This window comes from Enterococcus eurekensis, from assembly GCF_042654605.1.
GTDB lineage: Bacteria > Bacillota > Bacilli > Lactobacillales > Enterococcaceae > Enterococcus_I > Enterococcus_I eurekensis.
The window spans coordinates 113,459-135,077 of record NZ_JBHSGT010000063.1 but is presented as its reverse complement, the minus strand read 5'-3'; the positions used below and the strand labels follow the sequence as shown (position 1 = coordinate 135,077).

Sequence of the window (21,619 nt, the reverse complement as noted above, 5' to 3'; positions counted from 1 at the left end):
GATAGGGATATTAGTGATACATATTTCAATAAAATGTGCCAAAGAATTAAAGCTATGAATTATTCAGGAACTACTATGATTTCAAACTTTGACCTTTAGAGGATTTACAAGAGAAGAGCGTAATTTTTAGAAGAAAATCTGAATTAATGCGTAAATGCGACTCCAATAATATAGAAAAACAAGAGAGAATGTGCTACACTTCATTCAAATGAACATTTGAATGAAAGGGGTGTAAATATGAAAAATATAGATTTGGACGTTTGTAAAACGACGATTATTCATGCAGAAAAAGTTGACCAGGTTCAAACGGAACTGAAAGATCAAGATTTTGCGGATTTATTAGTACTGAGCAAGTGTCTAGGGGATTCTTCAAGGATAAAGATTTTATATGCACTCGCTACTTATAAAGAGATGTGCGTATGCGATTTAGCCGCAATCATTAATGCCAGTATGGCGTCAACTTCTCACCACTTGCGCTTCTTGAAGAAAAGCGGTGTCACAGTATCGTATCAAGAAGGGAAGATGGTTTACTATTCGCTGGCCAACGAAGAAATAGTGACTTTTATTCGCTCGGTCTTAAGAGTGGGAGAAGACTTGCAACTTATATCTTAGATGGGAGCGCACCTATGTTACAAACAATTATATCTGCCCTTGCGGTTTATGTTTCTACCAGTATTGATTATCTCCTGATCCTCATGATTATCTTCTCTCGAAGCAGCACGAAGGAGAAGATGAAGGGAATCGTTGGGGGACAATACCTGGGAACGGGAATGCTCGTTGCGTTCAGTTTATTTGCAGCTTATGTTTTAAACCTCATTCCTGAAGACTGGATTATTGGTTTGTTGGGATTGATTCCACTGTACTTAGGAATTCGGATTGCTTTCGAGGGAGAGCAGGATGAAGATGAAGAGGAAGTGCTTGAAAAAATGGAAGCAGGAGGGGGAAACCGATTATTTTGGACGGTAGCCCTGATTACCGTGGCTTCCGGTGGTGACAATCTAGGTATTTATATCCCTTACTTTACATCACTAGCTGGAATTGAAATTGGTGTAGCGTTAATTGTTTTCGCCATCTCTGTGGCGATCCTTTGCTATATCAGTTACAGATTATCAAAAATTACCTTGATATCAGAAACAATCGAGAAGTATCAGCGGGTGATAGTCTCGCTGGTTTTTATTGGATTAGGAATTTATATTATGATGGAAAATGGCACCATTCAAACCCTGTTGGGATTATAGAGAAAGCCATTCAAACTAATATTCAATAAGGAGAGACGCAATGGACGAGAACAAGAAACAACACGAATGGATCCTCGATGGGATCGATTGCGCTAATTGTGCTAATAAAGTAGAAAGAGGCGTTGCGAAGGTGGCAGGTGTGGCCAACAGCAACGTGAACTACATGACCCAAACCTTGCGCTTCGAGGTGACTGGGGAAAGGGAAGACCAAATCCTCTCCCAAGTGAAACAGAAAGTGAATAAGCTGGAGCCCGACGTGATCCTGAAAAACAAGGCCGACGGGCGCCTAATCAAGCTGGATACCCCCGCACACAAGGCTACCCAGCCAAAAGAGGACGAAAAACACTACGAATGGATCCTCGATGGGATCGACTGCGCCAACTGTGCGAGCAAGGTCGAAAGAGGCGTGGCTCAGGTAGCAGGTGTGGCCAACAGCAATGTGAACTTCATGACGCAGACCTTGAGCTTTGAAGTGACGAATGAGAAGAAAGACCAAATCCTCTCCCAAGTGAAACAGAAAGTGAACACGATGGAGCCAGATGTGCTCCTGAAGAACAAGGCCGACGGTACATTGATTGCAATGAGCACGAAGACAGCCGAGGCGGAATCAGCAGCTGCTGAAGCGGTAGAGCAAGATAATAGGGAAGACGGGAAAAAAAATGAACTGAGGACAGCCATCATCCGCTTGGTGCTTGGTTTTTCCTTCATGCTGGCCGGGATCTTCCTGTCACTGGAAGGATGGATGTCTTTTGCCCTGTTCGTAATTGCCTACCTGATCGCCGGCTATGATGTCGTCTGGCGTGCGGTACGGAACATGGTCCGCGGACAAGTCTTTGACGAGAACTTCCTGATGACAATAGCGACGCTGGCTGCCTTCTATGTACAGGAATATCCGGAGGCCGTCGCGGTCATGCTCTTCTACCAGGTGGGAGAACTATTCCAGGATGTCGCCCTTTCCAAGTCCCGCCGCTCGATTGCGGACCTGATGGATATCCGTCCCGATTACGCGAACCTAGATACGGGAAACGGGATTGTGAAGGTCGCACCAGAAACCATCAGGGCGGGTGATTTCATTCTGGTCCGACCGGGTGAGAAAGTGCCGTTGGACGGGAAAATCGTGGAGGGAACCTCCGCTATGGATACGTCCGCTTTGACCGGGGAATCGGTTCCGCGGAGCGTGGCCCCAGGTGACTCCGTCCTGAGTGGCTTTATCAATCGCAACGGTGTGCTGAAAGTAGTGGTGGAGAAGCCCTTTGCGGAATCCACCGTTAAGAAGATTTTGGACCTGGTCGAGAACGCCAGCGGCCGGAAGGCGCCGACCGAGCAGTTTATCACCAAATTTGCGCGCTACTATACGCCCGTCGTCGTGGTCGCCGCACTCCTGTTGGCGGTTGTGCCACCCTTGGTACTCCCGGGAGCGACGTTCGATGAATGGATCTACCGGGCAGCGATCTTCTTGGTTATTTCCTGCCCCTGTGCCCTGGTCGTCTCCATTCCCGTCGGTTTTTTTGGCGGAATTGGCGCTTCTTCAAGAAAAGGCATCCTCGTGAAGGGCAGCAACTACCTGGAAGGCCTGAATGACCTGAAGTACGTGGTGATGGATAAGACCGGTACCTTGACCAAGGGGAAGTTCGAAATCACCGCGATTGAACCCCAACAGGGAATCCGTTCGGAAGAGCTGCTCGAAATAGCTGCCCATGCCGAGGCTTATTCCAGCCACCCGATTGCCGATTCCATCAAGGAAAGATATGGCCAAACAATCCAGGAAGACCGGATCACCACCTATAACGAAATCTCCGGACACGGAATCCAAACCACCATTGACGGCAAGGAAGTGTTGGCCGGGAATGCCCGCCTGATGGAGAAGTTCGCGGTGAACTTCGAGGAAGTGAACGAAATCGGAACCATCGTGTACCTGGCTGTAGAAGGTGAGTACGCCGGCTCCCTCCTGATTGCGGACGCCATCAAGGAAGACGCCGCAGCCGCTATCGCCACCATGAAGGAGCGGGGAGTCGAGCATATCATCATGCTCACTGGTGACGCCCAGTCTGTAGGTGATGCAGTGGCCAAGAAACTGGGAATCTCAGAGGTCTACAGCGAACTGTTGCCGCAAGACAAGGTGGAAAAATTCGAAGAAATCCTCGCGCGAAAAGGGAAGAAGGAGAAAGTCGCCTTCGTCGGGGATGGAATCAACGATACCCCGGTCCTGGCCCGCTCTGATATCGGCTTCGCCATGGGTGGCCTGGGGTCCGACGCAGCCATTGAGGCCGCTGACGTGGTGATCATGGACGACAAACCCTCCAAGATTGGGACGGCCATGCAGGTGGCCAAGGATACCCGTCGCATTGTTTGGCAAAACATCTTCTTCGCCCTTGGGGTGAAAGGTTTGTTCCTCATTCTGGGTGCTTTTGGGGTGGCTTCGATGTGGGAAGCGGTCTTTGCGGATGTGGGGGTCACCGTGATTGCCGTCATCAATGCCATGCGAATCCTCAATAAATAGAATTAGTAAAAGGGAACTTCTTGTGATAAGAGAAGTTCCCTTTTCATTCTCTCCAGCCTTTTTTTAGGCAGGTGAATAGGCTACACTTATCTAGACAGAAAAGATAAGGTGTGTAAAATATAAGAAAACACACTGGAGGAAATATCACATGACTAGACGTGTACGTCAAATTTATACCCCTGAATTTAAACAACAAATGGTTGATCTTTATCAAGCTGGAAAACCCAGAGCACAGATTATCAAAGAATATGATTTAACGCCTTCTGCGTTTGACCGTTGGATTCGACAATCCAAACAGACCGGTAGTTTTGAGACGAAAGATAATTTAACGATGGATCAAAAAGAATTAATTGAATTACGTAAACGAAATAAACAGCTTGAAATGGAAAATGATATTTTAAAGCAAGCGGCGCTGATATTCGGACGAAGAGACAAGTAATTGATCAAAATAAAGATCGTTACTCGATATCAGCGATGTGCAAAGTACTTGGCATCTCTCGACAAACGTATTACTACCAACCAAAAGAAAAACATTCAGAGGCTGAGTTAGAAGAACAAGTCGAAGAGTTATTTATGGAAAACCGAAAAATTTATGGGACAAGAAAGTTGAAAAATCAGCTTGAAAAACGCGCCATCACCATCAGTCGTCGAAAAATCGGAAGTATTATGAAAAGACGAAATTTACAATCTGCCTATACCGTTGCTCAATTTAAAGCACCAAAATCGTCTGTAAACGAAGCTCCCACTCCTAATTTATTGAATCGGGAATTTTCTGATCGCGAACCATTAGAAGCGATTGTCACTGATCTAACTTATGTTCGAGTAGGAAAGGCTTGGCATTATATTTGTGCCATTTTAGACTTATTTAATCGAGAAATTATCGGGTATTCTTGCGGACCTAGAAAAGATGCACAATTGGTCAAAAAAGCCTTTCAAACGATTAATTATCCATTGAATGACGTGGCGATTTTCCACACTGATCGAGGCAAAGAATTCGATAACCAGTTGATTGACCAACTCCTAGAGTCTTTTGAGATTGAACGTTCTTTGAGTTGTAAGGGCAATCCTTATGACAATGCAGTAGCGGAATCTACCTATAAGTCAATGAAAATTGAATTCATCCGTCAACACACTTTTGAAACGTTAGACGAACTACGTATTCAGCTTTCTGACTACATTCATTGGTGGAACTATCTGCGAATCCATGGTTCATTGGACAATCAAACACCGATTGCCTATCGGTAATCGGAGGCTTCGGATAGATAATGAAAAGAACACCTTATAAAATTTGTCTAAAAAAGTGTTGCCAAACCAGTCGTCAACTACTAGGTTCCAGGATGCAGACTTTTTAATGTAGATTCGACTACAGGAGGAAAGAACAGATTCCCGATAGATCCTTTTCCATAGCTCTATTATTCAGGGAAATCACACAATATCCAAGCAATAAGATTTTGATTAATGAAAATATTTTTATTTAGTTTTCAAGGAGCTTTATTTGCTTCTAAATATATAATACGAGGAGGAAAGAAATATGCAAATAATCAAGTTAAATAATGGTGTTGAAATGCCACAATTAGGTTTTGGTGTTTATCAAATTCCATTGGATGAAACCGAAGAAGCTGTTTATCAAGCAATTAAAACTGGTTATCGCTTGTTGGATACGGCATCGGTTTATGGCAATGAAAAAGAAACAGGCGAAGGAATTAGACGGGCGATTAAGGAAAAGCTAGTTACACGTGAAGAACTCTTTATAACTTCGAAATTATTTATTTTACAAACGCCTGAAGAAAAAGCAACGGAAACTATTCAATATTCACTAGATGTTATGGGCTTGGAGTATTTGGATTTGTATCTTATCCATCAACCTTATGGGGATATTTATGGTGCATGGCGCGCATTGGTGAAAGCTCAAAAAAATGGAAAAGTACGTGCAATAGGGATTTCAAATTTCAAATCCGCAAAAATGATAGAATTTGTCGGTCTAAATGATGTGAAGCCACAAATTAATCAAATCGAAATCAATCCATGGTACCAAAGAATGGAAGATCAACAATTACATGAAAAATATGATGTACAAGTAGAAGCTTGGGCACCTTTTGCAGAAGGTCGTCATGAGCTGTTTGAAAATCCGATATTATCAGAAATCGGATTAAAATATGAAAAAACAATTGGGCAAGTTGTCCTTCGTTGGTTAATGCAAAGAGGAATCGTCGCTTTGGCAAAATCTGTTCGACCAGAAAGAATGGCTGAAAATATCAACATTTTTGATTTTGAATTAAGCAAAGAGGATATTGAAAAGATTGCTGAGCTAGATATGAAGAAATCCGCATTTTTTGATCATGATGCTCCAGAACAAGTAGAATGGTTCATGCAGCGGATGTTGGAGACTGAAAAGTGATGGCGTAGCATTATAAGAAAAAAAGAGGATTAGATAACTAACAACAGTAAAATAAAAGAACCGCCCTAGGAAGTTAGACAATGGTTCTAGCTCTCTAGGGTGGTTTTAATGTCGCCATTACATATTATTTCTAAATAGTCCCATGAAGTGACTATCTTTGTATTTCCCATTAAAGAAAAATTTGCTAATCATCGTACCTTCAATTTTGAAGCCTAAGTCTTGATAAATATGTACAGCTTTTTCATTGTTAACATCGACGTACAGAATAAAGTTTATTCATGTTTAGGAAATCAAAAATTTATTTAAGTAATGAATTTGTTCTAAATATTCTTTTTCTAATGGTCTAATTTTCATAAGATTTCTCCTCACTTTAAACATAATCCTAGATCATAAAAGTAGGAGAATACCAACGAAATCCTTGATTGTTCAAATGTATTAGAGTAAAACGACTATGATCATACCTCCTAAAGTCACACCCATTGCGTCTTTTGACTTAGCAAGCACAAGTCATTATCAATTCTCAGCTACCAGGTTTGTCATTTCGTAGTGAGTCGATGGGTTTAGAAGGAATTCTTGATAAGCAACTAAAAAATCTGTAACTGTGGGCTCTTCTGTGAGGAATGAGAATTGTTTGACAGATAAAATCGTTTCTTCTAAACCAAACAATTGCCGTACAACATAATACCAAGCTTTTTCACTAATCATAAAGGAAAAGTTGTAATTGAGAGTAATCTTGTCTATTGGTAAAGCATTTAAGTTTTGACCGTAGTGTAAACGTTGGATTTGAACGTCTTCAAATCGCCGACAAAGTTCGTGACGGCAAAACCAATTAAATGGCGGATCAAACGTTAAGGATACAATAAAACAGAGCCAACGAATTCGAAATTCACAACCTTTTAAAATAGGATCATGTTGCAAGGAAACTTGGATCTGATAAGGGGTAAACCAAGCTGAGAGCTTTTTGATTCGTCGTTTAACTGTTGATGGACTTAAATATAAGTTATTGGCTAGATGTTTGATCGTCGCAAAGGGTTGCTCGATAATTGCATGTAAAATTTGAAACGATTGATTGCATTGGAAAAGATGGGCGAGTAAATCCAAGCGTCGCGCGGGGGAACACCTTAGATAGAGATGTTGCTTTGTTAAATGAAAATCATTTTTCCAATCGGTATTTGTTGATTGTTGTAACCAATTTTTGATATAACGAATAATTTTATCAGTGGGAGTCATGTGTTTTTGTGCCATTTGATTCAAATCAAAAGAATCATTTAGAGTTTGATTCGTGAGTACATCAAAAATAATTTGTTCTGGTTTCGTTAATATTTTTCGGAACATTTCTATCACCTCAATGGAAAAATAGCATGTTCCTTTTTTAATCGCCTGTCGCCTCTTGAGGAGTAATATCTGCTAATGAGTAGCAATAGAAGATAATGGATTAATTCTTTGAAAATATTACTCGAATGATTCGTGCAAATAGTTAAGAAGAGTTTAAGCTGTTTGCTATTGGTCAGCAAAAGTCAAAAAGGACTGTTTTTTTCTATTTGATTCTAAATAGAACTTGATACTAGCGCATTTTTGAGTAGTTTATTTAGAAAATACACGTTAAAAAAGAGACCATTTTGGAAAAATCAATTGATTAATGATATTTTCATCCTCTTAATAGAATTATTTGTGAAATGAGCTTTCCAAAGGCTTGATCTATCTATGCTCAAAAATTATGACTTCACAAACTATGCGAAATAGACCTGTTTTTTGTTCATTAACAGATAAAAATGAGCATTAGTTGATTTGCTTTTTTATCCATAATTTGCTAGAATTTAAGCCTTTTTTTAACATTCAAAATCAAGTAGTATAGAAGAGGGAATAAGAAGGAGTGAAGTAGATTGGCAATTGGTCTTTTGGGAAGTCTTTATTTTATAATTATTGTCTTGGCAAATACGATTGGTGCGATTTCTGGCATGGGTGGCGGCGTAATCATCAAGCCTGTTTTTGATTTGATCGGTGTCCATCAAGTCGCAGAAATTTCTTTTTACGCCGCGGTTGCGGTTTTTGTTATGTCGATTGTTTCGACTTATCGGCAAGTTAAAAATGGCGTGAAAATTAAATGGCATTTTGCTGCCTGGGTCTCAATCGGTGCGATTCTGGGCGGCTTTGTGGGTACTCTTTTGTTAGAGTGGCTAATACGACGCTTACCTAATGAAGGGTATGCGCAAATGATTCAGATCGTTTTGACGATTATCACGTTACTATTTGCATTTTTTTATACGAAATACAATGCACCAAAATTTGAATTGCACCATTTAATCTGGTATATGTCATGTGGATTTGTATTGGGGAGTTTAGCGAGTTTACTTGGTATTGGAGGTGGACCAATTAATGTTTCTTTATTAATGCTACTTTTTTCTTTACCAATGAAAGAGGCAACGGTCTATTCAATTTGTACAATTTTTTTCTCGCAACTATCGAAATTAGTTTCGATTGGCTTTACAAGTGGTTTTGCTATTTTTGATTTACGTCTTCTTTGGTTTATTATCCCGGCTGCGATTATTGGAGGATTTTTAGGGGCGAAATTAAGTGGTATTTTGACAGGTGATAAAGTGGCGTTTGTTTTTCAATCCGTCATTTTGCTCGTATTATTAATTAATATCTATAATGGAATATTGCTAATAATGTAACAAAGAGTTTCGATAGAAAAAGAATCGTTGATTTTTAATAAAATATAAAGTTAGAGGTACATGTCACAAGCAGATTAATTGCTTTTTTTGCAATAAAAACTATGATTATAAAGGAAGATTAAAGTGGTGTTATAAATCAGTGGAAAAGAATTAATCTATTTGTGAAAAAGTTCCTTGTCATTATTTCGATTTTTTAAATGATTTTATTACTTATAAACACTACTTTGCGAATTTCTTTCGAGTATAAATAACGATAAATGGGGGATAGCAATGGATATTGTGACACTAGCGCGGATACAGTTCGCGATGACAACAGTATTTCACTACTTTTTCGTACCTTTTTCCATAGGTACGGGTTTGATTGTAGCAATTATGGAAACGATGTACGTTATAAAGAAAAACGACATCTATTTGAAAATGACGAAATTTTGGGCGAATATTTTCCTACTAAGTTTTGCAGTAGGGGTCGTTACGGGACTAATCCAAGAATTTCAATTTGGGATGAACTGGTCAGAATATTCTCGGTTTGTGGGGGATATTTTCGGAGCGCCACTAGCAGTTGAAGCATTATTAGCTTTCTTCCTAGAATCAACCTTTATTGGATTATGGCTGTTTACTTGGAATAAAGTGAGTCCAAAACTACATGTAACTTTTATGTGGTTGGTTGTTTTTGGAACACTAATGTCAGCATTTTGGATTTTAGTAGCCAATTCTTTCATGCAACATCCAGTCGGTTACACGATGAATAATGGACGAGCAGAAATGACGGATTTTGTCGCACTAATTACGAGTCATCAAGTGTGGTATGAATTTTCACACGTTATTTTTGGTGCGGTAATTATGGGTGGTACGGTCATTGCAGGGATGGCTGCGATTCAACTATTAAGACAAAAAACAATGAGTGAAATTACAAGCAGTATTTACAAAAAATCAATGCGAATTGGTTTTGTTGTCGCATTAATTGGTTCACTAGGTATTTTAGGAACAGGGGACTTACAAATGAAGGCCTTAGTTCATGATCAACCAATGAAGTTTGCAGCAACTGAAGGTTTGTATGAAGACTCCGGAGATCCTGCCGCTTGGACAGTGATCGCTTGGATGAACACAGTAGAAAGAGAACGTGTATTTGGTGTTGAGATTCCGTACATGTTAAGTATTTTATCTTACAACAAACCATCTGGATATGTTAAAGGGATGAATACAATTGAAGCCGAACTTGTCGAAGAACACGGTGAAGGTGATTATTTCCCACCAGTTAATACACTGTTCTGGACATTCCGTATTATGGCTGGAATAGGTATGTTAACATTGCTTGTCTCAAGTGTGGGATTGTTCTTCACGCGTAAGAAAAATCCGAAACTGTACGAGTCACGCTGGATGCTTTGGGTTGTGTCATTAATGACAATTACACCGTTTTTAGCCAACACATCTGGATGGCTAGTGACAGAATTAGGACGTTACCCTTGGACAGTTTATGGTTTATTCAAAATTGAAGACAGTATCTCACCGAATGTTTCAGCAACATCACTTTTAATTTCAAATATTACTTACTTTACTTTGTTCTTAGCCTTAGGTGGTGTGATGGTTTATTTTGTTAATCGTCAATTACATAAGGGACCTGAGTATGGGGAAGAACTTGAGGCACTCGAAAATCAAGCAGCAAAAGATCCATTTGATGGAGGTGGCTACTAATGAGTGGGTTACAATTATTTTGGTTTATTTTAATTGGCGTCTTATTTGCAGGTTTCTTCTTTTTAGAAGGGTTTGACTTTGGAGTAGGTATGTCAACAAAAACGTTAGCCTTTGACGAAGACGAAGAAAGTCAAATCATTGCAACGATTGGACCAGTTTGGGATGGGAATGAAGTTTGGTTAGTCACAGCTGGTGGCGCGATGTTCGCCTCTTTTCCATTTTGGTACGCATCATTATTTAGTGGCTACTACTTAATTTTACTCTTAATTTTAGTCGGATTAATTATTCGCGGTGTTTCGTTTGAATTCCGTGGTAAAAGTACGAAGCATAAAGCTTTATGGACTTGGACATTAGCAATTGGGAGTTTCATGGTTCCATTTTTCTTCGGCATCTTATTTACAAGTTTGATTCAAGGAATGCCGATTGATGCCAATGGTGATATGATGGCGACCTTTACGGATTATATTAATCCATTGTCTGTAGTAGGTGCCATCGCCTTAACATTGCTTTCATATTTACATGGAATGAATTACTTAGCGCTTAAGACAACTGGTCCGGTTCGTGAAAAAGCCAAAAATCACGCACAAGCACTTTATTGGGTTTTATACGCTGGTTTAGTTTTATTTAGTATCTTATTATTCTTCAATACAGATTTCTTTGAAAATAATTTTGTGCTAACAACTATTTTGTTAGTCTTGATGGTCGCATTGACACTCATTGCGAATGTGGCGCTATATCGTCATAAAGAATTGCTAGCTTTCCTAGCAAGTGGTTTTACACTGATTACTTTAGTCGCTTTATTATTCACTGGATTATTCCCAAGAGTAATGATCAGTTCAATTTCACCTGATTTTGATATCTTGATTAAAAATGCGACATCAACACCTTATACTTTAAAAATTATGAGCATGGTTTCCTTGACGATTTTACCATTCGTTTTAGGCTACATCGCATGGTCTTACTACATCTTTAGAGGGCGCATCAAACATGATGAACCAGTGGAGGGCTATGACGAATGATGGATAAAGCTTTAATGGGCTTATCCAAGATTAAACAAATAATGGGGATGCTTGCAGGACTAGCGGTTTTGCAAGCTCTCTTTATTATTGGACAAGCTTATACGTTAGCAACAGTGATTACACACTTGTGGGAAGGAAAAACGATGAAAGGCCAAGGCATTTGGTTGTTGAGCTTTTTTATCATCTTCCTTGCTCGTCATGGGGTCACGTGGTTACGCAATCACATTTTAGATCGCTACGCAGCTGGACAAGCACAAGTGTTGCGTAAACAGTTATTAGAAAAAGTCTTTCGGGTAGGTCCAAGCATCGTTCAAGATCAAGGGACTGGAAATATGACCACGATGGCTTTAGAAGGCATTAATCAAGTGGAAAACTACATTCATTTGATATTAGTCAAAATGATGAATTTGATGATTATCCCTTGGATTATTTTAGCTTTTATTTTTTATTTGGACACGCAGTCAGGCTGGATTTTAATCGTGATTTATCCTTTAATCATTTTATTTATGGTTATTTTAGGTTACGCAGCCAGAGCTAAGGCAGACCGTCAATATGCTTCTTTCCAAATTTTAGCTAACCATTTCATTGATTCTTTACGTGGATTGGATACTTTAAAGATGTTTGGTATTAGTAAGCGTTATGGTAAGAGTATCTATCAAACAAGTGAGGCTTTCCGTAAATCAACAATGAGTACGTTAAAAATTGCGATTTTATCAAGTTTTGCGCTAGACTTTTTTACGACTTTATCTGTCGCAATTGTGGCTGTTTTACTAGGGTTACGTTTGCTAAATGGCGTTGTCTTTTTATTACCAGCCTTAACTGTACTTATTTTGGCTCCAGAATATTTCTTGCCAATTAGAGATTTTTCAGCTGATTATCACGCAACATTGGATGGGAAAAATGCGATGACAGCGATTCGTGAGGTATTGGAAACACCTGAGACCGTGAGTGAACCAATTGCTGTTCCAACTTGGAATGAAAATTCTACAATTAGTGTTGATAATCTGAGCCTGGATTATGAGGGGCAATCAGCGCTAACCCAAGTTGCATTTTCGGCTAAAGGTTTCCAAAAAATTGGTGTGATTGGGATGAGCGGTTCAGGTAAATCAACTTTAATGGATATTATTAGTGGTTTCTTGACACCGAGTTCAGGTAATGTGATGTTAAATCAACATCAATTATCGAATTTTACGCAACAAGAATGGCAGAAACAATTACTTTACATCCCTCAACATCCGTATATATTCCAACTATCATTACGTGAGAATTTGACTTTCTATACACCAGAAGCAACTGAAGAAGAAATTTCTAAAGCCATTGAAGTGGTCGGATTATCCCCACTTGTGGCAGAATTGCCAGAAGGGTTGGAAACACAACTAGGTGGAGGTGCTCGGACATTAAGTGGTGGCCAAGCACAACGGATTGCCTTAGCACGTGCCTTTTTGGATCATTCAAGAAAAGTCCTAGTCTTTGATGAACCGACAGCGCATTTGGACATTGAAACAGAACTTGAAATTAAAGAAGGTATGTTGCCTTTGATGGAAAATCGACTGGTTTTCTTTGCAACGCATCGTCTACATTGGATGCATCAAATGGATTACATTATCGTCTTAAAAGAAGGCGAAATCATCGAGACTGGAACTTTTGATGAGTTAGTTACTCAAAAGGGTCATTTCTATGATTTAACGAAACAAATGAGGAGGGATAGCGATGTTTAAAATTCCACTCATCGAAGCTTTTGGTAAAGATACGTGGGTTAAACCTTTTATGAAAAAATATAAAAGTGCCTTAATTTTAGCGCTTTTCTTAGGATTTTTAACCTTTTTAAGTGCGGGTGGTTTGATGTTTGTTTCGGGCTATTTGATTTCACGTGCCGCTTCACGACCAGAAAATATTTTAATGATTTATATTCCAATTGTTTTTACTCGAGGATTTGGGATTAGTCGACCGGTTTTTCGTTATTTGGAACGCTTAGTTAGTCATAACTGGGTTTTAAAAATGACCTCTAAATTACGTTTAAAACTTTATACAACACTTGAAACCGACGGCGTCTTTTTCAAACGCCATTATCGAATGGGCGATATTTTGGGGATGTTAGCTGAGGATATTAATCATATTCAAGATTTATATTTAAGAACGATTTTTCCAACAGTAATCGCTTGGTTACTATATATTGCAATTGTCATCGCTTTAGGTTTTTATTCTTGGTGGTTTGCACTTGTGATGGCATTCTTGTTCTTTTCTTTAGTTGTTGTTTTACCGTTGTGGTCACTAATTATCAATGGTGCACGTCAAGAAAAAGAAAAACAATTAAAAAGTGCATTGTATAGTGAGTTAACCGATAATGTTTTAGGTGTTTCTGATTGGATTTTTAGCCAACGTGGCGATGAATACGTTGCTTTACATGAAGAAAATCAGGCACGATTACTTGAACTACAAGAAAAAGTTCGTCGTTTTAATAATCGTCGGGACTTTCTAGTGGAAAGCATTTTTGGTATCATCGTTGTCGCACTTGTGTTATGGACGAGCCAAACCTTTATTGGTAACCATGGTGGAGACGCAAACTGGATTGCCGCTTTCGTCTTGAGTGTCTTTCCTCTGGTGGATGCTTTTAATGTTTTACCGTCGGCTGCAGAGGAAACCAATCGTTACAAAGATTCGATTGTTCGTTTAAACGAATTACCAACTCGTCCAGAAGTAGAACCGATAAAAGATTTTACTGGAACAACCGAGATTGAAATTCAAAATCTTTCCTTTACTTATCCAAATACAACAAAAAGAGTTTTGGATAACTTGAGCTTGTCCTTACCAGTCGGACATAAATTAGCGATTTTAGGCCGTAGTGGTTCAGGGAAAAGTACACTAGCTAGTTTGCTACGCGGCGATCTTGTACCGAGTGAGGGAACAATTAAAATCGGGGGAATTGAAACACAACGATTTGGCGATACTATTTCAGAACAAATTGGTGTTATTCAACAAACACCGTACTTATTTAATACAACAATTTTAAATAATTTACGATTAGGGAATCAACAAGCGACCATTGAAGAAGCTTGGGAAGTACTCGAGAAGGTGGGTTTAAGAAAACTAATTGAAAGCTTGCCGGATGGTTTAGATACGATGGTGGATGAAGCCGGTTTACGTTTTTCAGGTGGTGAACGTCATCGTTTGGCACTTGCTCGCTTGTTATTGAAAGACACTCCGGTGATTTTATTCGATGAACCAACCGTCGGACTTGATCCGATTACAGAACAAGCTTTAATCGATACGTTTTTCGAAACATTAAACGACAAAACGATTATTTGGATTACCCACCATTTACAAGGAATTGAGAAAATGGACCAGGTCATCTTTATCGAAGAGGGGCAATTAGAAATGTCAGGTTCACCAAAAGAACTCGCTCAAACAAACCCTCGCTACCAACAACTAAAAACCATAGATGAAGGAAGGTTGTAAAAAGGATGTTCAGCGACAAGAGATAAGCGAGCATTCGAAAAAATCGCTTTTTGATTTTATTCGAGTGAGTCCTTATCTCCGCCGTCGCTATCCTTTTGACACCGTTAATCAGAAGGTTGTAAAAAGGATGTTCAGCGACAAGAGATAAGCGAGCATTCGAAAAAATCGCTTTTTGATTTTATTCGAGTGAGTCCTTATCTCCGCCGTCGCTATCCTTTTGACACCGTTAATCAGAAGGTTGTAAAAAGGGTGCCCAGCGACAAGAGATAAGCGATCATTCAAAAAAATCGTTTTTTGATTTTATTTGAGTGACTCCTTATCTCCGCAGTCGCTATCCTTTTCACACCGATTAAATAATGTTCACCGTCTACTAAAAAACATCATGGTGGATAATTCCACCATGATGTTTAGTACGTACGGATTAAGAGTTGTGTCGTTAATTTTTTGAGTGCTTTACGTGTTGGGCTTTTCGGTAAGCAATCAATGCTTTCTAGTGCATCATTCGTATAGTTTTTGGCATATTTCTTGGCTTGTTTCACACCATCATATTTGATAACGAGTTGCATGACTTCTTCGGCTTCCTCGATTGTTACTTGACTTTCTTTTTTAAAGTACGGAAGAAAAACATCTGGATTCGATTCTTTAGCTAGGAGAAGTGGTAAAGTATAAACACCTTGAACAAAATCTTCAAGTATCGGTTTTTTTAGTTCTTCTTTCTCAGAAGTATAATCTAAAATGTCATCAAAAATTTGAAATGCCATGCCGATATTTCGACCAATGTTTGCTGCTTGTTGAATGATTTCTGGAGAGCTGTGACCAAAAGCCGCACCTTCCATACAAGCAAGTGAGAAAAGCTCAGCAGTCTTTCCATTGATGCTATTCAAGTAATTTTCTACGGAACCGTTACTTTTATAACGACTCGCCATCTGGTTTAACTCACCTAAAAGCAATTGTTTCATCGATTGCGCATTGATAGCCATATACTCAGAGGCATTCATTGTTTCGATAATCAGGTCAAAAAAGACGGTAAATAATAAATCACCTGTATAAACGGCAACGTCTTTACCAAAACGTGATTGAATCGTAGAAACACCACGACGCAAAGGCGAATCATCAATAATATCATCGTGAACGAGTGTTGCCATGTGTAATAATTCTAAAGAAGTAGCGATTTTATTTAATTGAATGGGGTCTTGTTTTTCAAGATCGCCTAGTTCAGCAAAGAAGAAGAAAAAGGCAGGACGTAAAAATTTTCCTCCAGCTTGAGTCATTTCGATCAAAGCATCCTGAATGTCGGGATTTTCGACTTGAAGACGCTCCTCGATTAATGAGCAAACGGTTTGGAGTTTATTTTGAATAGTGGGATAATTGTTCCAGTAAGTGAGCATCAGATGTGTCCTTTCTAAAAAGCATTCTCCATTATTTTAACGCATCTTACAGTAAAAAGGCAATCTTATGCCTTACAAGTAAAGGAGTTCACATGTCAATTAAGATTTTTTTTGAGTTGGTTGAAATAAAAGCCAAAACAGCGAGTGTTTTGCCATTTTTAATCGGCCTTTGTTATAGCTATTATCATTATGGCCAAATTCATTTAGGGTACGTTGCCATTTATTTTATCGCGATGTTTATTTTTAACATGGCAGTCGATATTTTAGATAACTACAACGATTTTAAAAATGCTACTGATGTTCATGATTATAAAGAAAAAACCAATGTCATCGGTCGTGAAAACTTATCGTTAGTCATGATTCGCTGGATGATTATTAGTATGATTCTTTTCTCAGCTAGTTTAGGAATTTGGTTGGCTTCACAAGTTGGCTGGCCCTTATTATGGATGGGACTCTATTGTTATTTAGTCGGTATATTCTATTCATCCGGACCAAGACCACTATCGAGTTTACCACTAGGGGAATTCTTCTCGGGATTTACGATGGGCATGATGATTTCACTCATTACGGTCTATCTAAATGCGTCTGATATTTTTCAATGGCAAGCGCAAGAACTACTAAATATTGCGGTGATTGCACTACCCAATACAATGTGGATTGCCAATTTAATGTTGGCTAATAACATTTGTGATCTGGAAGAAGATCAAAACAATAATCGTTATACTTTAGTGCATTATTTGGGTAAACCAAAAGCACTGAAATTATTCGTACTACTTAACGCGATTGCTTTAATTAGCATTGGCGCCTCTGTTTTGCTTGGAATTGCGCCTACAACAGTGCTGTTAAGTTATTTAATAGTGCCTTTCATTTGGAAACAAACAAACATATTTTTACAAAAGCAAGAGAAATTAGTGACCTTTTCAACGGCCATTAAAATATTAGCAATAGGTTCAACTGTTCAAGTATTAACGTATTTTATAGGAATAATATTTGTCAGATAAAAAAGAAAGAAGTTGAAATTCAATGAAAAAAGTGATGATATTAGGTGCAGGTTACGCAGGTTTAAGAGCGTTGAGAGAATTACAGAAAAAAACAAAAGGGTTCGAAGTAACGATTGTTGACCGTAATAGTTATCATTTTGAGTCAACGGATTTACATGAAGTCGCAGCAGGAACACAGCCATGGGGAAAAATCACATATGAAATTAGTGATGTTGTCAATCCAAGTATCACAACATTTATTCAAGATGAAGTGATTGAAATTGACGCAAAAAATCAAGAAGTTCATTTGAAAGATAGTGGCGTTCATCAATATGATTATCTAGTCGTTTCTTTAGGCTTCCGATCTGAAACATTTGGTATTCCAGGTGCTGAAGAATTTGCTTTAGAAATGATTGATATTGATTCTGCTCGTAAAGTGCATGAAAATATTTTAGCAGCGATGGATAAATATAAAGAAACCCAAGATCGTAAATATTTAAATATTGCTGTTTGTGGCGCAGGATTTACTGGTATTGAGTTAGTCGGTTCACTTGTTGAAAATAAAAAAGAATTTGCCAATCGTGCAGGGGTTAAAAAAAGTGATGTGACTATCTATTGTGTGGAAGCAGCGCCAAGTATCTTACCAATGTTTAACGATGAGTTACGTAAATATTGTCTAGACAATCTAGCAAAATGGGATGTCGAGTTAATGACAGGTAAAGCAATCAAAGGCCTAAAACAAGATACGGTTGTTTATGCTGATGGTGAAGTTGAAAAAGAACTTGCAGCAGGTACAATTATTTGGACAACTGGTGTGAGTGGTAGTGAAATCATTGGTAAATCTGGTTTTGAAGAACGTCGTGGTCGTGTGATGGTTAAACCAAACTTGACTGATCCAACATATGACAATGTTTATTTAATTGGTGACGTGAGTGCGGTAATGGATCCTGAAACAAACCGTCCATACCCAACAACTGCACAAATTGCTTTAAAAATGGGTGCTCATGCTGGACGAAATATTTTATCCCAAATTGCTGGTCAACCAACAACGGACTTCAAATTTGAATCATTAGGTTCAGTCGCATCTATCGGCAATACGCATGCATTTGGACTTGTTGGAAAAATCAATGTCAAAGGTTATCCCGCTTCATTCGTTAAAAAAATGATCATGAATAAATCATTACTAGACACAGGTGGCGTGAAAGAAGTCATGGCAAAAGGGCGCTTTGATTTGTATAGATAAAAAGCTTATATCAAAAGTGTTTAATGGTTAATAATAAGTAAATATGTTTCTCCAAAGTTAGAAAATCTATCTAACTTTGGAGTTTTTTGTCAGAAATTGAAGTCGTCAAATATTTTCAAATTGGATTGTTAAACCAATCAAAGTAAAAGATAATACGTTATGTTAAAATACAATTAATAGTGAGGAGGTTTAGATATGAATATAGTAATTTATCATTCAAATGATTTTCATAGTGATTTTAATAATCTTAAGAAAGTTAATTCTTATCTTCGAAAAAATAAAACAAAAAATGATTTGTATTTTGATAGTGGAGACTACACTGACTTATCGAGTATTATTGTCGAGGCAGATGGTGGAAAATCAGCTATGAAACTAATGGTTGATAGTCAATTGGATGCAATGGCTATAGGGAATAATGAAATTGACTTGGGATGTTGTGCACTCGAAAAGCTAACGGAAAGTGGGATTCCACTAATATCAACAAATTTACGAAATTTGAATAATGCTTCTGTTCAAGGTGTTTTATCGTCAAAGATTTTTATTCGCGCAGGTAAACGACTGCTGGTACTTGGTTTATCCCCATATTACAGTAAAGATTTATTACACGAAGCATATGATTTGTTTTTTATGATGGGCGGACTTCGTACACATGAGCCGATAGAGTTATTGAAGGAAGAAATAGAAAAGCAAAAAGAAAAGTACGACTATTGTATCCTTCTTTCTCATAGTGGTCTGGGGATCGATCAGATGATTTTAGAAGCTGTTTCTGAAATTGACTTATGTTTGGGTGGTCATACTCATGATATTGAAACATATAGAGGGTATTCCCAATCTGGTAAAGGTGAAAAGTTAGGAAAAATTACGTTAGAAGTGATAGAAGGACAACTTGTTGAAGTTGAGAATATTCAGCTAGATTTAAAGAAATCAAATGATTTACAATTTGATAAATTATATAGTGAAATTGAAAAATCCACAGATCGAATATTATCTAAACCACTATCGTATATTCGAGAACTACCATTTACAGCTTTTAAGCAGTCTGAGTTAATTAATTTTATTTGCGATGCATTAATGAAGGAGAGTCACTATGAATGCGATCTTGCTATTATGCATGCAGGTATTGCAGAAAAGGCGCTTGTACATCCTATTTCAAGAAAAAGCTTGATTGAAACTTTTCCTTCCAAACTAAATCCAACAAAATATAAAATTAATGGGAAAGAACTCAGAGAAGCGATTCATTTATCTTTTGACGACGAAAATATAAGAAGAAGTGGCAAAGGGGCAGGGTTTAGGGGAAGTGTTTTGGGGACTCTAGGATTTAGTCGAAATGTTAAAATTATTGAAGAGTCGCGTGTGATTACTATAGATGGTCAGCTGCTGGAAGATGATAAGAGCTATTTAATCATTACTGATGATTATCTCCAAAGAGGTAGTGGTTATCCTAGTCTTAAAGTAGCTGATAGTGAGGCGATCTTTGAACCAGGATTCATTCGAGACCTAGTCGAAAAGTATTTGATGGATGAAGAGCTATTTAAATTTTCTAAAGAGATTAGAATTTTTTAATACGCACTTCATATAATTAAAGAAGACAAATAAAAAGGTATTTATACTAAACTGGACCAAAAAAGATCAGCCCCTGAATACACTGTGACGAAAATCATAGCGTACTTCGAGGCTTATTTTTTTAAATACTGATTCATCTAATTGTTAATTTTTTATTGTATCGCCTGATCTAAGTCGGTAATCAAATCTTCAATGTCTTCAATCCCACAAGACAATCGGACTAAGGTTGGGGTAACGCCCATTTTTAGTCGTTCTTCTTCAGAAATGGCGGCATGTGACATTAGCCACGGTAAAGAAAGAATTGATTCAACGCCACCTAAACTGACTGCTACAATTGGTACTTTACAATTTTTTAGTAAGGATTCAACTTGTGCTTGGGACTCTAATTCAAAAGAGAGGACTGCGCCATTATTTTTTGCTTGTTTTTGATGAATCTCATAACCAGGATGTGTCGGAAGTCCAGGATAATAGACTTGTTTGACTTGTTTTTTGGTTTGTAAGAATTCAGCGATTTGTTGGGCGTTTTCTATTGAACGCTCCATCCGTAAACCCATTGTTTTCACACCGCGAAGTAGGAGCCAGCCGTCTTCAACAGAAAGAACAGCACCGAGCGCTTTTTGATGAATTTTTAATCGTTTATGCAAGCTCTCATTGTTGGTTGCAACAAGTCCTGCAATCACATCGCTATGGCCATTAATAAACTTTGTGCCGGAATGAATAACAAGATCAATCCCTAAAGGTAAGGTTTCTTGTCCAAGAGGGGTCATAAAGGTATTATCACAGGCGACTAAAATATCACGTTGTTTCGCCATATTTGTTACCGCTTTTAAATCAGTAATGGTTAATAATGGATTTGAAGGGGATTCTAAGTAAATCATTTTTGTGTTCGGTTGAATGGCGTTTTCCCAAGCCGACAGGTCAGCTTCATCGACCATCGTATATTCAATGCCAAAACGAACAAGAAATTCTTGAATCGTTTGAAAGGTTCCACCATAAATGTTTTTTGCTAGTAAGAGGTGATCGCCTTTTGAGAGTAAAAATAGTACGGCATTGATTGCTGCCATGCCAGAAGAAAAAGCCAGTCCGTATTCCGTGTCTTCAAGGATTTTAATGCATTCTTCTACCGCTGTAATTGTCGGGTTTCCAAATCGGGTATAATTATAACCTTCGTGATGGAATGCGTCCGGTTGATGAAATGTCGATGCTTGAAATTTTGGAATAGAAGAAGCGCCTGTGTCTTTACAAATAACAGGATATCCATGTAATAATTTGGTATTCATTTTCATGATAAATCCTCCCAATCGTCCATACTCTTAATAAATGAAAAAATATATAATAACTTACCGCCAAAGTAACATAGTTTGAAAGGGCTTGTCAATCACACTCAAAGAAAAAGAGTTTCACTCTTTTTTCAAAAAATGACCTAGCATGATAACGGATTCATTGCTTTTTTACAGAGAATAATGT

16 protein-coding genes and 1 pseudogene are annotated in these 21,619 nt (G+C 38.2%); 14 read left to right on the top strand and 3 right to left on the bottom strand.

Annotation, left to right across the window (positions count from 1 at the left end; all coding sequences use genetic code 11):
• Positions 1–237 precede the first annotated feature (237 nt).
• From ACFO3L_RS10845 to ACFO3L_RS10820, 6 genes and pseudogenes are all read left to right on the top strand, one after another.
• Positions 238–612: an ArsR/SmtB family transcription factor gene (locus tag ACFO3L_RS10845; protein WP_379967333.1), complete on the top strand. Its 375-nt coding sequence runs from the start codon at positions 238–240 to the stop codon at positions 610–612.
• A gap of 14 nt (positions 613–626) precedes the next feature.
• Positions 627–1,238, top strand: coding sequence for a CadD family cadmium resistance transporter (locus ACFO3L_RS10840; RefSeq protein ID WP_379967330.1), 612 nt, complete (start codon positions 627–629; stop codon positions 1,236–1,238).
• A gap of 40 nt (positions 1,239–1,278) precedes the next feature.
• A pseudogene (locus ACFO3L_RS10835) lies at positions 1,279–1,464 on the top strand (cation transporter); the annotation flags it as partial.
• Between the two features lie 69 nt (positions 1,465–1,533).
• Complete coding sequence (locus ACFO3L_RS10830) at positions 1,534–3,738, top strand: heavy metal translocating P-type ATPase (RefSeq protein WP_379967345.1); 2,205 nt, start codon at positions 1,534–1,536, stop codon at positions 3,736–3,738.
• A gap of 148 nt (positions 3,739–3,886) precedes the next feature.
• A protein-coding gene (locus ACFO3L_RS10825; RefSeq protein ID WP_379967327.1) for an IS3 family transposase occupies positions 3,887–4,983 on the top strand; the annotation gives its coding sequence in 2 pieces (ribosomal slippage) (positions 3,887–4,136 and positions 4,136–4,983; 1,098 coding nt in all).
• Positions 4,984–5,269: 286 nt separating this feature from the next.
• Complete coding sequence (locus ACFO3L_RS10820; protein ID WP_379967324.1) at positions 5,270–6,136, top strand: aldo/keto reductase; 867 nt, start codon at positions 5,270–5,272, stop codon at positions 6,134–6,136.
• A 513-nt stretch (positions 6,137–6,649) separates the two neighbouring features.
• Here ACFO3L_RS10820 and ACFO3L_RS10815 read toward each other — a convergent pair.
• A complete protein-coding gene (locus ACFO3L_RS10815) occupies positions 6,650–7,471 on the bottom strand; it encodes a helix-turn-helix domain-containing protein (RefSeq protein WP_379967321.1) in 822 nt (273 codons plus the stop codon).
• A gap of 554 nt (positions 7,472–8,025) precedes the next feature.
• On the opposite strand from ACFO3L_RS10815, the gene ACFO3L_RS10810 reads away from it, so the two are divergent.
• The 5 genes from ACFO3L_RS10810 (at position 8,026) to cydC (ending at position 14,978) form a co-directional block, all read left to right on the top strand.
• Positions 8,026–8,811 (top strand): sulfite exporter TauE/SafE family protein, encoded by a 786-nt coding sequence (locus ACFO3L_RS10810; RefSeq protein ID WP_379967342.1) that lies wholly within the window; start codon positions 8,026–8,028, stop codon positions 8,809–8,811.
• A 270-nt stretch (positions 8,812–9,081) separates the two neighbouring features.
• Positions 9,082–10,503, top strand: coding sequence for a cytochrome ubiquinol oxidase subunit I (locus ACFO3L_RS10805; RefSeq protein ID WP_379967318.1), 1,422 nt, complete (start codon positions 9,082–9,084; stop codon positions 10,501–10,503).
• Positions 10,503–11,522 (top strand): cytochrome d ubiquinol oxidase subunit II, encoded by a 1,020-nt coding sequence (cydB, locus tag ACFO3L_RS10800; RefSeq protein ID WP_379967315.1) that lies wholly within the window; start codon positions 10,503–10,505, stop codon positions 11,520–11,522. Before ACFO3L_RS10805 ends, cydB begins: the two co-directional genes overlap by 1 nt.
• On the top strand, positions 11,519–13,240 hold the full coding sequence (cydD, locus tag ACFO3L_RS10795; RefSeq protein WP_379967312.1) for a thiol reductant ABC exporter subunit CydD: 1,722 nt from the start codon (positions 11,519–11,521) through the stop codon (positions 13,238–13,240). Before cydB ends, cydD begins: the two co-directional genes overlap by 4 nt.
• Complete coding sequence (gene cydC, locus ACFO3L_RS10790; protein ID WP_379967309.1) at positions 13,233–14,978, top strand: thiol reductant ABC exporter subunit CydC; 1,746 nt, start codon at positions 13,233–13,235, stop codon at positions 14,976–14,978. The genes cydD and cydC overlap by 8 nt, the downstream gene beginning before the upstream one ends.
• Positions 14,979–15,385: 407 nt before the next feature.
• Here cydC and ACFO3L_RS10785 read toward each other — a convergent pair whose 3' ends face one another.
• On the bottom strand, positions 15,386–16,366 hold the full coding sequence (locus ACFO3L_RS10785; RefSeq protein WP_379967306.1) for a polyprenyl synthetase family protein: 981 nt from the start codon (positions 16,364–16,366) through the stop codon (positions 15,386–15,388).
• Positions 16,367–16,458: 92 nt separating this feature from the next.
• On the opposite strand from ACFO3L_RS10785, the gene ACFO3L_RS10780 reads away from it, so the two are divergent.
• The 3 genes from ACFO3L_RS10780 (at position 16,459) to ACFO3L_RS10770 (ending at position 20,152) form a co-directional block, all read left to right on the top strand.
• Positions 16,459–17,367, top strand: a complete 909-nt coding sequence (locus ACFO3L_RS10780) for a prenyltransferase (protein ID WP_379967303.1) — start codon at positions 16,459–16,461, stop codon at positions 17,365–17,367.
• A gap of 22 nt (positions 17,368–17,389) precedes the next feature.
• The gene (locus tag ACFO3L_RS10775) at positions 17,390–18,589 is read left to right on the top strand and encodes an NAD(P)/FAD-dependent oxidoreductase (RefSeq protein WP_379967300.1); all 1,200 of its coding nucleotides are present in this window, start codon (positions 17,390–17,392) and stop codon (positions 18,587–18,589) included.
• Positions 18,590–18,784: 195 nt separating this feature from the next.
• On the top strand, positions 18,785–20,152 hold the full coding sequence (locus ACFO3L_RS10770; RefSeq protein WP_379967297.1) for a 5'-nucleotidase C-terminal domain-containing protein: 1,368 nt from the start codon (positions 18,785–18,787) through the stop codon (positions 20,150–20,152).
• Positions 20,153–20,304: 152 nt separating this feature from the next.
• On the opposite strand, the gene ACFO3L_RS10765 is transcribed toward ACFO3L_RS10770, so the two are convergent.
• Positions 20,305–21,438: a trans-sulfuration enzyme family protein gene (locus ACFO3L_RS10765; protein ID WP_379967294.1), complete on the bottom strand. Its 1,134-nt coding sequence runs from the start codon at positions 21,436–21,438 to the stop codon at positions 20,305–20,307.
• Positions 21,439–21,619 lie beyond the last annotated feature (181 nt).

Excerpts from the sequence above, each read along its gene's own strand:
- ACFO3L_RS10845 (WP_379967333.1), top strand. The coding sequence starts at position 238 with ATGAAAAATATAGATTTGGACGTTTGTAAAACGACGATTATTCATGCA.
- ACFO3L_RS10840 (WP_379967330.1), top strand. The coding sequence starts at position 627 with ATGTTACAAACAATTATATCTGCCCTTGCGGTTTATGTTTCTACCAGT.
- ACFO3L_RS10820 (WP_379967324.1), top strand. The coding sequence starts at position 5,270 with ATGCAAATAATCAAGTTAAATAATGGTGTTGAAATGCCACAATTAGGT.
- ACFO3L_RS10815 (WP_379967321.1), bottom strand. The coding sequence starts at position 7,471 with ATGTTCCGAAAAATATTAACGAAACCAGAACAAATTATTTTTGATGTA.
- ACFO3L_RS10805 (WP_379967318.1), top strand. The coding sequence starts at position 9,082 with ATGGATATTGTGACACTAGCGCGGATACAGTTCGCGATGACAACAGTA.
- cydB (WP_379967315.1), top strand. The coding sequence starts at position 10,503 with ATGAGTGGGTTACAATTATTTTGGTTTATTTTAATTGGCGTCTTATTT.
- cydD (WP_379967312.1), top strand. The coding sequence starts at position 11,519 with ATGATGGATAAAGCTTTAATGGGCTTATCCAAGATTAAACAAATAATG.
- cydC (WP_379967309.1), top strand. The coding sequence starts at position 13,233 with ATGTTTAAAATTCCACTCATCGAAGCTTTTGGTAAAGATACGTGGGTT.
- ACFO3L_RS10785 (WP_379967306.1), bottom strand. The coding sequence starts at position 16,366 with ATGCTCACTTACTGGAACAATTATCCCACTATTCAAAATAAACTCCAA.
- ACFO3L_RS10780 (WP_379967303.1), top strand. The coding sequence starts at position 16,459 with ATGTCAATTAAGATTTTTTTTGAGTTGGTTGAAATAAAAGCCAAAACA.
- ACFO3L_RS10775 (WP_379967300.1), top strand. The coding sequence starts at position 17,390 with ATGAAAAAAGTGATGATATTAGGTGCAGGTTACGCAGGTTTAAGAGCG.
- ACFO3L_RS10770 (WP_379967297.1), top strand. The coding sequence starts at position 18,785 with ATGAATATAGTAATTTATCATTCAAATGATTTTCATAGTGATTTTAAT.
- ACFO3L_RS10765 (WP_379967294.1), bottom strand. The coding sequence starts at position 21,438 with ATGAAAATGAATACCAAATTATTACATGGATATCCTGTTATTTGTAAA.